Origin of the sequence: Pseudomonas sp. MWU13-2100, assembly GCF_023242365.1 — a bacterium.
Taxonomy (GTDB): Bacteria; Pseudomonadota; Gammaproteobacteria; order Pseudomonadales; family Pseudomonadaceae; genus Aquipseudomonas.
Genome location: NZ_JALLIX010000030.1, coordinates 53,091 through 64,757, shown reverse-complemented (window position 1 = coordinate 64,757; position 11,667 = coordinate 53,091). Strand labels below are relative to the sequence as shown.

The window sequence follows — 11,667 nt, the reverse complement described above, 5'->3', positions numbered from 1 at the left end:
AGTGGCCGTCTGATTTGTGGCGTTTAGATATCAGTCAGGATCGATGTGCCAGTCATCTCTTTCGGCTGTTTCAGGCCCATCAGCATGAGCATGGTCGGTGCGACATCCGCCAGCACGCCGCCTTCACGGACCTTCAGGGGCCGCTTGCCGACATAGATGAACGGTACCGGCTCGGTGGTATGGGCGGTGTGGGCCTGGCCGGTGGATTCGTCTTCCATTTGCTCGACGTTGCCGTGGTCGGCGGTGATCAGCGCTTCGCCGCCAACCTTCTCCAGGGCTTCGACGATACGTCCTACACACAAATCCAGGCATTCCACTGCTTTAACGGCCGCATCGAACACGCCGCTGTGGCCGACCATGTCGCCGTTGGCGTAGTTGACCACGATCACGTCATAGCGCTGGTGTTCGATGGCATCGACGATGCGGTCGGTGACTTCGGGGGCGCTCATTTCCGGTTGCAGGTCGTAGGTGGCGACTTTCGGCGACGGGATCAGGATGCGCTCCTCGCCCGGGAAGGGTTCTTCGCGACCGCCGGAGAAGAAAAAGGTCACGTGGGCGTATTTCTCGGTTTCAGCGATCCGCAGCTGGGTCTTGCCGTTTTTCGCCAGGTAGTCGCCCAGCACGTTTTCCAGGCTGCCCGGGGCGAAGGCCGACGGCGTGTGAATGCTGGCGGCGTACTGGGTCAGCATGATGAAACCGGCCAGTTTCGGCTGGCGGACGCGTTCGAAGTCCTTGAAGCCGTCTTCGACGAACACCCGGGTCAGTTCGCGGGCGCGGTCGGCGCGGAAGTTCATGAACACCACGGCATCGCCGTCTTCGACGGTGACTTTTTCGCCGATCGAGGTGGCCTTGACGAATTCGTCGCTCTCGCCACGTTCATAGGCGGCTTGCAGGCCTTCCTGGGCAGTAGGGGCCTGGAATTCGGCCTGGCCGTCGACGATCAGGTTGTAGGCCTGGGACACGCGGTCCCAGCGGTTGTCGCGGTCCATGGCGAAGTAACGACCGATCAGGCTGGCGATGCGGCCCTTGCCCAGGGTGCGGAAGGTTTCGTCCAGCAGCTCGATGGACGACTGGGCGCTTTTCGGCGGGGTGTCGCGGCCGTCGAGGAAGGCGTGCAGGTAGATCTTCTCGGCACCGCGCTTGAAGGCCAGCTCGGCCATGGCCACCAGGTGGTCCTGGTGGCTGTGCACGCCCCCTTCGGACAGCAGGCCGAGGATGTGCACCGCCTTGCCGGCGCTCACGGCCTTGTCCACCGCCGTGCAGATCGTCGGGTTCTCGAAGAACTCGCCGTCGCGGATCGACTTGGTCACGCGGGTGAAGTCCTGGTACACCACCCGGCCGGCGCCGAGGTTCATGTGGCCGACTTCGGAGTTGCCCATTTGACCGTCCGGCAGGCCGACATCCATGCCGGAGCCGGAGATCAGGCCGTTGGGCTGGGTGGCTTTGAGGCGGTCGAGTACGGGTTTTTTCGCCGAATAGACGGCGTTGTAGTCATGGCTCTCACTGTGACCGAAGCCATCCAGGATGATCAGGACCAAAGGTTTAGGCGTGGTAGTCATGGATGGCTCTCGCGGCTGGATTGAAAGGTCATGGGAAAAAGAGTCGCAGTTTAAAGCCAAGTTCAAAGACAGTCACCGCCGGGCGGGGTTTGGCCGACCTTGACGGCTGTGTATACTGGCCCACATTTTAACGCCCTGGAACCTCCTGATGGTCGATCACCTGATTGCATTTGCCACTAGCCACTATCTGTTAGCCGGCGCCTTCGTGCTCCTGCTGGCCTTGCTGATTGCCCATGAAATGAGCCGCGGCGGCGCCAGCCTGAGCACCGGCCAGTTGACCGCCCTGGTCAACCAGGACCAGGGCGTGGTCATCGACTTGCGTGCGAGCAAGGAGTTTGCCGCCGGTCATATCGTCGGCGCGCTGAACATTCCCCAGGACAAACTGATGGCTCGCATCGGCGAACTGGAAAAGCACAAGGCCAAGACCCTGATTCTGGTCGACGCCCAGGGCCAGCACTCCGGGACTCACGCCCGCGAACTGCTCAAGGCCGGTTTCACTGCCGCCAAGCTGTCCGGCGGTATTTCCAGCTGGAAAGCCGACAATCTGCCGCTGGTGAAGTGATATGAGCCAGGTCGTCGTTTATTCCAGTGATTACTGCCCTTACTGCATGCGCGCCAAGTCGTTGCTCGGCAGCAAGAAGGTTGCCTTCGACGAAATCAAGGTCGACGGCAAGCCGCAGGTGCGTGCTGAAATGGCCCAGAAAGCGGGGCGTACTTCCGTGCCGCAAATCTGGATCGGCGACCGGCATATCGGTGGCTGCGATGACCTGTTCGCCCTCGAGCGCGCCGGCAAGCTGGATGCGTTGCTAGAAGCTTGATTCCCCCAACCCTTTAAAGACCTGAAGATCAAGAAGGATCTGCTGCGATGACTGACCAACAGAACACTGCTGCCACCGAAGAAGATAGCCAACCGCAATTCTCCTTGCAGCGTATCTACGTGCGCGACCTGTCCTTCGAAGCCCCGAAAAGCCCGGCGATCTTCCGCCAGCAGTGGGAACCGAGCGTTGGCCTGGACCTCAATACCCGTCAGAAAGCCCTGGAAGGCGACTTCCACGAGGTGGTGCTGACCCTGTCGGTGACCGTGAAGAACGGTGACGAAGTGGCCTTCATTGCTGAAGTGCAGCAGGCCGGTATCTTCCTGATCAAGAACCTCGATGCGGCTTCCATGAGCCATACCCTGGGTGCATTCTGCCCGAACATCCTGTTCCCGTACGCCCGTGAAACCCTGGACAGCCTGGTCACCCGTGGTTCGTTCCCGGCGTTGATGCTGGCCCCGGTGAACTTTGATGCCCTGTACGCGCAAGAGCTGCAGCGTCTGCAGGAAGAAGGCGCGCAAACCGTTCAATAAGCGGATTGCACACCCTTTTGCAGGAGCCGGCTTGCTGGCGATAGCGCTCGATCAGGCAATGCAAGGCTGACAGGCCTCATCGCCGGCAAGCCGGCCCCCACAGAAAAAAAGCGCCTGTCCGGCGCTTTTTTTGTTCAGGTGGAGCCTGGTTTTCAGGCAAAACCCAACTGGCGCCAGCCTTCGTAGACCGCCACCGCCACGGTGTTGGACAGGTTCAGGCTGCGGCAGCCTTCGCGCATCGGCAGGCGCAGGCGTTGTTCGCCGGGCAGGGCGTCGAGCACCTCGGCCGGCAGGCCACGGCTTTCCGGGCCGAAGAGAAACGCGTCACCTTCGGCGAAGCGCGCATCGTGGAACAGCCGCGAACCCTTGGTGGTGAAGGCGAACAGGCGCGGGTGGCCGAGGCTTTCCAGGCAACTGGCGAGGTCGGCGTGGGTCTTGAGCGTGGCGTACTCGTGATAGTCGAGGCCGGCGCGGCGCAAGCGCTTGTCGTCCATTTCAAAACCGATGGGCTCGATCAAATGCAGGTGGCAGCCGCTGTTGGCGCACAGCCTGATAATGTTGCCGGTGTTCGGCGGAATTTCTGGTTGAAAAAGGATGACGTGAAACATGCACGGCTCCGAAGATGAAGATGGGCAGCATTCTACCCCCGAAGAGGACCCGCGATCGAAGCTATTGCCGCGGGTGTTGGGATCGCTGGCGATTGTCGGCTTGATGGTCGGTCTGATGATCGGTCGCCTGACCGCGCCCCAGCCCCTGGAGTTGCAGCAGGTTGAAGTGGTGCCCGAAGGGGTGGTGCTGTGGTTCAGTGCCGAGCCCAAGGTGCATGGCGAAGAGGTCGACGGTACGGTGGCGCTGCTGTTCGACGCCGAGGGCAAGGCGCAGAACGGTCACTTGCAGGTGGCCGGCAAGGATGCCAACTGGCGTGTGCGCTTGAGTGACAAGGGGTTGCTGCTGACGTTGCTGGCGGCGCGTCCGTTGCACGGCGAATGGGCCGGTGCGAAGGTGGACGGGCGCTGGAGATTGGCGATCAATCTCCGCGAGGAATAAAAGAGGGAATCTGCGGCCTGCCTGTACCGAAGCTCCCGGAACTACTGTCGGATTCGTTGCTGCGAGTCCGGGTGTTAAAGAGGGAAGTCCTGACCTGCCTGTATCAGGGTTCCCCAAAGCGTTTTGGGGCTCGTCGCTGTGAGCGGTATGAGTCCCGGTATAAAGAAGGGGAGTCCCGGCCTGCCTGTACCAGGGTCCCCGAAAGCATCTGGACTCGTCGCTGTGAGCGGTGTGAGTCCTGGTGTAAAGAAGGGAAGTCCCGGCCTGCCTGTACCAGGGTTCCCAAAAGCGTTTTGGGACTCGTCGCTATGAGCGGTATGAGTTCCGGTGTAAAGAAGGGGAGTCCTGACCTGCCTGTATCAGGGTCCCCAAAACTGGGTGGTACTGGGGTTATTGCAGGGCGCGTGCCAGTTTTTTGATAAGCACCAATGATTGCCTCGATAATTTTCAAAATGTGTCTGGAAGCCCCGGAATATGGGGCCTTTCCGATGGGGCAGGAAAATACGGGTGAGGTCTGCGTGGCCTGGTTGGCTGCTCGATAGCGGTTCAAGACGCATTGCCGTGGTGCACGGCTCTCTATTGTGAGAGCCGGCTTGCCGGCGATGAGGCCAGTCAGGTTTGCATCGATCTTGCGGACGTCATCGCCGGCAAGCCGCTATCTACAAGAGGCCGCGTAACACCCAGCCGTTTGCGGGGCGATAAAAAACCCTCTACAGCCGGGCTGTAGAGGGTTTGGCTTGAAGCGACGGATCAAGCCTCGTCGCTATCATCCTCATCGCCGCCATCGATCTTCATGCCCAGTTCCTTGATCTTGCGGGTCAGGGTATTGCGGCCCCAGCCCAGCAGCACGGCGGCGTCGCGACGACGGCCGGCGGTGTGCTTGAGGGCGGTCTCGATCATGATCCGCTCGAAACTCGGCACGGCGCTGTCCAGCAGGCTCGATTGGCCGCGTGCCAGCGCCTGGTCGGCCCATTGGCGCAGCGCCTGCTCCCAGTTGGTCACCGGTGCCGAATCCTGCGGCAGGTTCAGCAGTTCCGGTGGCAGGTCGCTGATATGCACCTCGCGACCGGAAGCCATCACGGTGATCCAGCGGCAGGTGTTCTCCAACTGACGCACGTTGCCGGGCCACGGCAGGTTCTTCAGGTACTCCTCGGTTTCCGACTTCAGCAGCTTCGGTTCCACCGACAGTTCCTGGGCGGCGCGGGCGAGGAAGTGCTTGGCCAGGGTCGGAATGTCCTCGCGACGGTCGGACATCCGTGGAATATGGATGCGGATCACGTTCAGGCGATGGAACAAGTCCTCACGGAATTTGCCCGCGTGAACCAGGGTTTCCAGGTTCTGGTGGGTCGCGGCGATGATGCGCACGTCGACCTTGACCGGCGTGTGCCCGCCGACCCGGTAGAACTCGCCGTCCGCCAGTACCCGCAGCAGGCGGGTCTGGGTGTCGGCCGGCATGTCGCCGATCTCGTCGAGGAACAGGGTGCCGCCATCGGCTTGTTCGAAACGCCCGCGCCGCAGGTTGGCCGCGCCGGTAAAGGCGCCTTTTTCATGGCCAAACAGCTCGGACTCCATCAGGTCCTTGGGAATCGCCGCCATGTTCAAGGCGATGAACGGTTGGGCCGCCCGCGGGCTGTGGCGGTGCAGGGCGTGGGCCACCAGCTCTTTGCCGGTACCGGATTCGCCATTGATCAGCACCGTGATGTTGGAGTGGCTGAGGCGACCGATGGCGCGAAACACTTCCTGCATCGCCGGTGCTTCGCCGATGATTTCCGGGGTCCGGGTCAGGGTCGGCGCCACGGCCATGCCTTGCTGTTCCTGGGCATGTTGGTTGGCGCGCTTGACCAGCGACACCGCTTCATCGACGTCAAACGGCTTGGGCAGGTATTCGAACGCACCGCCCTGATAGGAGGCCACCGCGCTGTCGAGGTCGGAATGAGCGGTCATGATGATCACCGGCAGGCGCGGGTGCTGCTCGCGAATGCGCGCCAACAGGTCCAGGCCACTGGCGCCGGGCATGCGGATGTCGGAGATGATCACATCCGGCTGCTGACGGACCAGGCGGCTCATCACGCCATCGGCACTGTCGAAGCTCTGGGTGGTCATCCCTTCCTGTTGCAGGGCTTTTTCCAGGACCCAGCGGATAGAACGGTCGTCATCGACGATCCACACGGTTTCACTACGGCTCATGTCGATGTGGCTCCTTGTTCCAGTGGCAGAAAGATCGAGAACGTGGTGTGGCCAGGGTGGCTCTCACACTCGATCAGGCCCTGGTGCTGGCTGATGATGTTCTGGGTAATGGCCAGGCCCAGCCCGGTACCGTCCGGGCGGCCGCTGACCATGGGATAGAAGATGGTTTCCTGCAGCTCGGCGGGAATCCCCGGGCCGTTGTCGGTGATCTCGATCTTGGTCACCAGGCGATGGCGCACATGGCCGATGGTGAACTGGCGGATCGCCCGGGTGCGCAGGCTGATGCGGCCCAGGCGCAGCTCGTTCTGGCTGCTGATGGCCTGCATCGCGTTGCGCACGATATTGAGCACGGCCTGGATCATCTGTTCACGGTCGATCAGTACATCGGGAATACTCGGATCGTAGTCACGCACCAGATTGATGCAGCCCTGGCTCTCGGCTTCCACCAGGCTGCTGACATGCTCCAGGACTTCGTGGACGTTGGTCAGCGCCAGGGACGGCAGCTTGTTCGAGCCGAGCATGCGGTCTACCAGGTTACGCAGACGATCGGCCTCTTCGATGATGACGTTGGTGTAGTCCTTCAGGCTTTCTTCCGGCAACTCGCGGGCCAGCAACTGTGCGGCACCGCGAATCCCGCCGAGGGGGTTCTTGATCTCGTGGGCCAGGCCGCGCACCAGCATCTTGGTGGTTTCCTGCTTGGACAACTGCGCTTCTTCCTTGGTGATCCGCAGCAGGCGGTCACGCGGGTGCACTTCCAGCAGCAGCAGGGTCTCGCCCTGGCTGAGAATCGGGGTCACGGCGTAGTCGACGGTCAGGGTCTGGCCGGTCAGCGCGGTGAGCATGGCTTCGCGTTTGGTGAACGGGTGCGCCTGCTCCACGGCCTGGCGCAGGGAGTTCAAGGCTTCGACCGACTCGGTGAACAGCTCGCTGATGAACTGGCCATGGCTGCGCTGGCCGCTGATGGCCAGGAGCATTTCCGCCGCCGGGTTCATGTACTCCAGGCGCAAATCGGCGTTGAGCAGGATGGTAGCGGTGGTCAGGTTATCGAGTAACAGTCTGTGCAGGGCGTCGCTGATGGTCATGGGGACCTCTTTTGGAGCATGGCAAACGGGGCCGGTCCCGATTTGCGCGCGCGAACAAGGCGCCGATACAAGGAAAATGCAAAAAACAAACCAAGGCTCCGAAAAGAAGCGCGAATTGCCTGAAATGGGCGTTTCAGGCTCGATTGAGTGGCGTTCTGCCAGATATGACGGGTACTTTCGAACCAAAATGGGATTTGGTTCGGGTAGGTGTGCAGTTTAGTGCACCAAGATGGTGCTCTGAAGGGCGTTGATCAGAAGAACGGCAAAATGCTGCTTTCTTCCTTGGGCTTATCCGCCAGCGGGCATTCCGGTCGTTGGCCGTAGTCGGCCATCTGGCAGGGGTTGGCCTGGCGTTTCTGCGCCAGCGAGATACGCACCATGTGGAAGGGTTGATTGGCTGTGCGTTCGGCGATCCGACCTTGGTCGTCGAGGATTTCCACCGCGAGCTGGTGGCTGCCGCGGTCGATATTGTTCAAGGCGAACACCGGGCTGGGGCCGGGCGCCGCGGTGGGCTTGCCGTCCAGCAGCAGGCGATAGGTATGACCGGGCATCAGGCCGGGCTCACTGGTGACGCTGACGATCAGGTTGCCTTCGGTGCTGCGCAGGGTGGCATCGGGGTCCGGCACCAGGATGCGTAGCATCTGGTAATGGGCGATCGGCTGGACCTTGGGCTTTTCCGGTGTGGCGGGTGAAGGCCGGGGGGGGGCCGGTGTCAGCGACAGGCGATTGACCGGCGGCAGCGGTACCGCTTTGGCGCCGGCACGGTGCTGGTCGGTGAAGACCCGATTGCCCTGGCTGTCGATGTAGGTATAGATATCGGCCAGCGCCGAGCCGGCGCAGAGCGTCAGGAGCAGCGGCAGCAGGTGGACGAAAGCTCGAATCATGAGGGACTCAAGGCTTGTGCACCCGCTGGACGGTAAAGGGCACGAGGGCGCTTTGCTGCACGACCTGTTCGCCCGCCAGGACCTGGACGCCGAGGGTGTGGTCGCCGCGGTCGATATTCACCAGTTGCAGGCGTGGCACATTGCTCGGCTGGCCGTAGGGCGCACCGTCCAGTACCAGGCGTAGCAGGTGCTGGCGTTGCAGGCGTGGCTCCATCTTCACGCCGACGGTAAAGGTGCCGTTGTTGGCGCGCAGGGCTTCCTGGGTCGGGATGTCCGTCAGCTCCAGGGTGCTGTAGGCCGCGCCAGTAGTGGCTGATGTCGCCGTCGAGGTCACTGGTGCGGGTGTCGCCGGCGTGGGGATTGGCAGCGTGTTCGACTGCTGCAGGCCCACGCTGTTGAGCGGCGGCAGTTCCACGGTCTGCGCGGTGGTGCCGTCGGGCGGCTGGTTGCTATAGGCCGTGTTGCCGTTGGCATCGGTGTACTTGTAGATCTGTGCGGCGGCCGGCAAGGCGACAGCCACTAACAGCAAGAGAAGGCTTCGACCCATGGGCGCTCCCGATAATGGTCCTGGCGGTGACATCCCGCCCAGATGCTTCAGGGTGTCAGCATAGAGCACAACCTTCAACGGCTTCAGCGCCCGTTGAGGCATAACTCGCCCACGGCGCGAATCAACGCCAGGTCATGGATCTTGTCGGTGCTCAGGGCCTTGCGCTCCTGGGCCAGCCAGGTCGGGCACTGCGGGTCCTGCCGGGAGGCGGCAAAGGCCGCGTAATGTTGCAGCAGACGGGCTTGCAGGCGGTCGAGTGCCGGGCGGATCTGCTTCACCAGGTCGGGTCGGGCGATGGTCGGGGCCTTGCCGGCGGCGTGCCACTTGGCCAGCAGGGCGTATTGCACCAGTTTGTTGGCTTCGATCTGGGCGGCGAGGAATTGGCTCACGTCTTCAGGATTGAGCTGATAAGTAGCGGCCTGTTGCGCGGCATTGGCGATGACTTGCTGTTCGCGCGGACTGTCCTGGATCGGTTTGCCGCTATCCCATTTGGTCAGGGCGACCTGATCGGCGATCTCCAGGCGCTCGCTCACGGCCTGGAGCAAGGGCGCCAGGGACGCGGGGGCGGCTGTGGGCTTCGGGGTTTCGGCGAAGGCGCCGGTGCTGAGGAGGATGAGCAGCAGCGGGCTGGCAAGGCGTTTTGTCAGGTACATGGAGCGAGCTTCGTCCGGAGGGGTGGGCACAGGGGGCTGAGTAAACGTCACAAGCGCAGGCAGGCGCCAGTTTCTTTTCATGAAAAAAATCTGGGCGTGTCCCAATGTTGTTCAGTTAAGGCTATTTGTAGCCGGGCACGATCTTGTGGCGAGCGGGCTTGCCCGCGCTGGGTCGCGAAGCGACCCCAAAAACCTGTAATCACGGTGTATCGGATATAACTGGACTATGGTTTTACGGCTGCTGCGCAGCCGAGCGCGCCACAAGGCCGTGCTCGGCTGCAAATTGCTGGTCCTGGGTTCCTGCATTAAGGGGTCAAGGGTTCGACTCCGAGAGCGCCATGCCCTCGCTGCCGGCATAGAACACCAACAGGTCCACCGGAACCGCGCCAGTGCGGGCGCGATGCTGGATGTTGACCAGGGCCGCTATTGTGTCGCCCTGTTTCAATAGCGTGTTGTGACCGCCTTCCCGGGTCTCCACCCACACTTCGCCGCAGAGGATGTAGGCGGCGCTGGGAATCGGATGGATGTGCCAGCCCAATTCGGTGTCAGCCGGAATATTGACCTGCAGCAAGGTCAGTTCCGGTGCTCCCTTGGGATAGCGTTCATAAGGCGTACCGTCCCAGGAGCAGGTGCTGCGTAGTAGTACCTGGGCTGAAGGGGCAGGTGGGGTTTGTGCCACGGGTGTCGAGATCGAGGTCATGTGTCGGGTTCCAGGTTAACGTCCTTGTACCGCGCGCCAGGCGCGGTGCCTGTGGTTCCCGTCGCAAGGTCGGGAATCCATAGTTAACGCCGCGTCGCGCTGTCCTGCCAGTCTTCAAGCGTTTCAAGAAATCTCGATTCCTGCCCATGAAAAAGGCCACCCGAAGGTGGCCTTTCGTTACGCCGCTTGCGCGAGCGCGACTGGATCAGCAGCTGTAGTACAGCTCGTATTCCAGTGGGTGTACGAAGGTGCGGACCTTGATTTCTTCTTCGCTTTTCAGCTCGATGTAGGCATCGATGAAGTCGTCGCTGAATACGCCGCCTTTGGTCAGGAATGCACGACCTTTGTCCAGCTCTTCCAGGGCTTCTTTCAGGCTACCGCAAACCTGTGGGATTTCCTTGGCCTCTTCAGGCGGCAGGTCATACAGGTTTTTGTCAGCGGCATCGCCAGGGTGGATCTTGTTCTGGATGCCGTCCAGGCCGGCCATCATCAGCGCGGCGAAGGCCAGGTAAGGGTTGGCAGCCGGATCCGGGAAGCGTGCTTCGATACGACGAGCCTTGGGGCTGTTGACGTAAGGAATACGGATCGAGGCGGAACGGTTACGCGCCGAGTAGGCCAGCATTACTGGAGCTTCGAAACCTGGGACCAGACGCTTGTAGGAGTTGGTCGACGGGTTGGTGAAGCCGTTCAGGGCCTTGCCGTGCTTGATGATACCGCCGATGAAGTACAGGGCGGTGTCGGACAGGCCGGCATAACCTTCGCCGGCGAAGGTGTTCTTGCCATCTTTGGAGATGGACATGTGCACGTGCATACCCGAGCCGTTATCGCCGTACAGCGGTTTTGGCATGAAGGTCGCGGTACGGCCGTAGGCATCCGCCACGTTGTGTACGCAGTACTTCAGGGTCTGGACTTCGTCAGCCTTGGCAACCAGGGTGTTGAATTTCACGCCGATTTCGTTCTGGCCGGCAGTCGCCACTTCGTGGTGGTGAACTTCGACGGTCTGGCCCATCTCTTCCAGTGCGTTGCACATGGAGGTACGGATTTCGTGGTCGTGGTCGAACGGTGGTACCGGGAAGTAGCCGCCTTTGATACCTGGACGGTGGCCCTTGTTACCGCCTTCCACATCCTGGTCGGACATCCACGAACCTTGTTCGGAGAAGATCTTGAACATGGAGCCGGAGATGTCGGACTTGAACTTGACCGAGTCGAAGATGAAGAACTCAGGCTCCGGACCGAAGAAAGCGGTGTCACCGATACCGGTGGACTTCAGGTATTCCTCGGCGCGACGGGCGATCGCACGGGGGTCGCGGTCGTAGCCCTGCATGGTCGAAGGCTCGATCACGTCGCAGACCAGGATCAGGGTCGGCTCTTCGGTGAACGGGTCGAGTACGGCGGTGCTGTCGTCCGGCATCAGGATCATGTCGGAGGCTTCGATGCCTTTCCAGCCGGAGATGGAGGAGCCGTCGAACATTTTGCCGATTTCGAAGAATTCGTCATCCAGTGCATCACGGGCCGGCATGGTTACGTGGTGCTGAGTACCTTTGGTGTCAGTGAAGCGCAGATCAATCCATTTAACGTCATGATCTTTGATGAGTTGAACCGACTTCGACATGGTGTCCTCCGGGTGGCTTCGGGCTGGGTAGTGGAGTTAGCCCTGAAA

General features: G+C 61.4%; 13 protein-coding genes. 4 read left to right on the top strand and 9 right to left on the bottom strand.

Annotation, left to right across the window (positions count from 1 at the left end):
- Positions 1–23 precede the first annotated feature (23 nt).
- Positions 24–1,559, bottom strand: coding sequence for a 2,3-bisphosphoglycerate-independent phosphoglycerate mutase (gpmI, locus tag M5B99_RS20155; protein ID WP_248805680.1), 1,536 nt, complete (start codon positions 1,557–1,559; stop codon positions 24–26).
- A 148-nt stretch (positions 1,560–1,707) separates the two neighbouring features.
- Between gpmI and M5B99_RS20150 the strand changes: the two genes are divergently transcribed.
- Genes M5B99_RS20150 through secB form a run of 3 tightly spaced genes read left to right on the top strand, consistent with a single transcriptional unit; the run spans position 1,708 to position 2,907 of the window.
- Positions 1,708–2,121, top strand: coding sequence for a rhodanese-like domain-containing protein (locus M5B99_RS20150; protein ID WP_248805679.1), 414 nt, complete (start codon positions 1,708–1,710; stop codon positions 2,119–2,121).
- Between the two features lies 1 nt (position 2,122).
- On the top strand, positions 2,123–2,377 hold the full coding sequence (gene grxC, locus M5B99_RS20145) for a glutaredoxin 3 (RefSeq protein ID WP_248805678.1): 255 nt from the start codon (positions 2,123–2,125) through the stop codon (positions 2,375–2,377).
- A 47-nt stretch (positions 2,378–2,424) separates the two neighbouring features.
- Positions 2,425–2,907, top strand: a complete 483-nt coding sequence (gene secB, locus M5B99_RS20140; RefSeq protein WP_248805677.1) for a protein-export chaperone SecB — start codon at positions 2,425–2,427, stop codon at positions 2,905–2,907.
- Positions 2,908–3,059: 152 nt separating this feature from the next.
- Here the strand turns inward: secB and M5B99_RS20135 are convergent, their stop codons facing one another.
- A complete protein-coding gene (locus M5B99_RS20135) occupies positions 3,060–3,515 on the bottom strand; it encodes a tRNA (cytidine(34)-2'-O)-methyltransferase (RefSeq protein ID WP_248798088.1) in 456 nt (151 codons plus the stop codon).
- On the opposite strand from M5B99_RS20135, the gene M5B99_RS20130 reads away from it, so the two are divergent.
- Positions 3,514–3,954 carry a hypothetical protein gene (locus M5B99_RS20130; protein WP_248805676.1) on the top strand — a complete coding sequence of 147 codons (441 nt, stop codon included), beginning with the start codon at positions 3,514–3,516 and terminating at the stop codon, positions 3,952–3,954. The genes M5B99_RS20135 and M5B99_RS20130 overlap by 2 nt on opposite strands.
- Positions 3,955–4,704: 750 nt before the next feature.
- Here the strand turns inward: M5B99_RS20130 and ntrC are convergent.
- The 7 genes from ntrC to glnA form a co-directional block, all read right to left on the bottom strand.
- The gene (gene ntrC, locus M5B99_RS20125) at positions 4,705–6,141 is read right to left on the bottom strand and encodes a nitrogen regulation protein NR(I) (protein ID WP_248805675.1); all 1,437 of its coding nucleotides are present in this window, start codon (positions 6,139–6,141) and stop codon (positions 4,705–4,707) included.
- Positions 6,138–7,223, bottom strand: coding sequence for a nitrogen regulation protein NR(II) (gene glnL / locus M5B99_RS20120; protein WP_248805674.1), 1,086 nt, complete (start codon positions 7,221–7,223; stop codon positions 6,138–6,140). Before glnL ends, ntrC begins: the two co-directional genes overlap by 4 nt.
- Positions 7,224–7,474: 251 nt before the next feature.
- Positions 7,475–8,107 carry a DUF4124 domain-containing protein gene (locus M5B99_RS20115; protein ID WP_248805673.1) on the bottom strand — a complete coding sequence of 211 codons (633 nt, stop codon included), beginning with the start codon at positions 8,105–8,107 and terminating at the stop codon, positions 7,475–7,477.
- A 7-nt stretch (positions 8,108–8,114) separates the two neighbouring features.
- Complete coding sequence (locus tag M5B99_RS20110; protein WP_248805672.1) at positions 8,115–8,654, bottom strand: DUF4124 domain-containing protein; 540 nt, start codon at positions 8,652–8,654, stop codon at positions 8,115–8,117.
- Between the two features lie 83 nt (positions 8,655–8,737).
- Positions 8,738–9,307, bottom strand: coding sequence for a chorismate mutase (locus M5B99_RS20105; protein ID WP_248805671.1), 570 nt, complete (start codon positions 9,305–9,307; stop codon positions 8,738–8,740).
- Positions 9,308–9,620: 313 nt separating this feature from the next.
- Complete coding sequence (locus M5B99_RS20100; protein ID WP_248798093.1) at positions 9,621–10,007, bottom strand: cupin domain-containing protein; 387 nt, start codon at positions 10,005–10,007, stop codon at positions 9,621–9,623.
- 205 nt (positions 10,008–10,212) lie between these two features.
- A complete protein-coding gene (gene glnA, locus M5B99_RS20095) occupies positions 10,213–11,619 on the bottom strand; it encodes a type I glutamate--ammonia ligase (protein ID WP_017126970.1) in 1,407 nt (468 codons plus the stop codon).
- Positions 11,620–11,667 lie beyond the last annotated feature (48 nt).

What these genes read in the sequence shown, in the direction of transcription:
- gpmI (WP_248805680.1), bottom strand. Translation starts at nt 1,559, where the DNA reads ATGACTACCACGCCTAAACCTTTGGTCCTGATCATCCTGGATGGCTTC.
- M5B99_RS20150 (WP_248805679.1), top strand. Translation starts at nt 1,708, where the DNA reads ATGGTCGATCACCTGATTGCATTTGCCACTAGCCACTATCTGTTAGCC.
- grxC (WP_248805678.1), top strand. Translation starts at nt 2,123, where the DNA reads ATGAGCCAGGTCGTCGTTTATTCCAGTGATTACTGCCCTTACTGCATG.
- secB (WP_248805677.1), top strand. Translation starts at nt 2,425, where the DNA reads ATGACTGACCAACAGAACACTGCTGCCACCGAAGAAGATAGCCAACCG.
- M5B99_RS20130 (WP_248805676.1), top strand. Translation starts at nt 3,514, where the DNA reads ATGCACGGCTCCGAAGATGAAGATGGGCAGCATTCTACCCCCGAAGAG.
- M5B99_RS20135 (WP_248798088.1), bottom strand. Translation starts at nt 3,515, where the DNA reads ATGTTTCACGTCATCCTTTTTCAACCAGAAATTCCGCCGAACACCGGC.
- ntrC (WP_248805675.1), bottom strand. Translation starts at nt 6,141, where the DNA reads ATGAGCCGTAGTGAAACCGTGTGGATCGTCGATGACGACCGTTCTATC.
- glnL (WP_248805674.1), bottom strand. Translation starts at nt 7,223, where the DNA reads ATGACCATCAGCGACGCCCTGCACAGACTGTTACTCGATAACCTGACC.
- M5B99_RS20115 (WP_248805673.1), bottom strand. Translation starts at nt 8,107, where the DNA reads ATGATTCGAGCTTTCGTCCACCTGCTGCCGCTGCTCCTGACGCTCTGC.
- M5B99_RS20110 (WP_248805672.1), bottom strand. Translation starts at nt 8,654, where the DNA reads ATGGGTCGAAGCCTTCTCTTGCTGTTAGTGGCTGTCGCCTTGCCGGCC.
- M5B99_RS20105 (WP_248805671.1), bottom strand. Translation starts at nt 9,307, where the DNA reads ATGTACCTGACAAAACGCCTTGCCAGCCCGCTGCTGCTCATCCTCCTC.
- M5B99_RS20100 (WP_248798093.1), bottom strand. Translation starts at nt 10,007, where the DNA reads ATGACCTCGATCTCGACACCCGTGGCACAAACCCCACCTGCCCCTTCA.
- glnA (WP_017126970.1), bottom strand. Translation starts at nt 11,619, where the DNA reads ATGTCGAAGTCGGTTCAACTCATCAAAGATCATGACGTTAAATGGATT.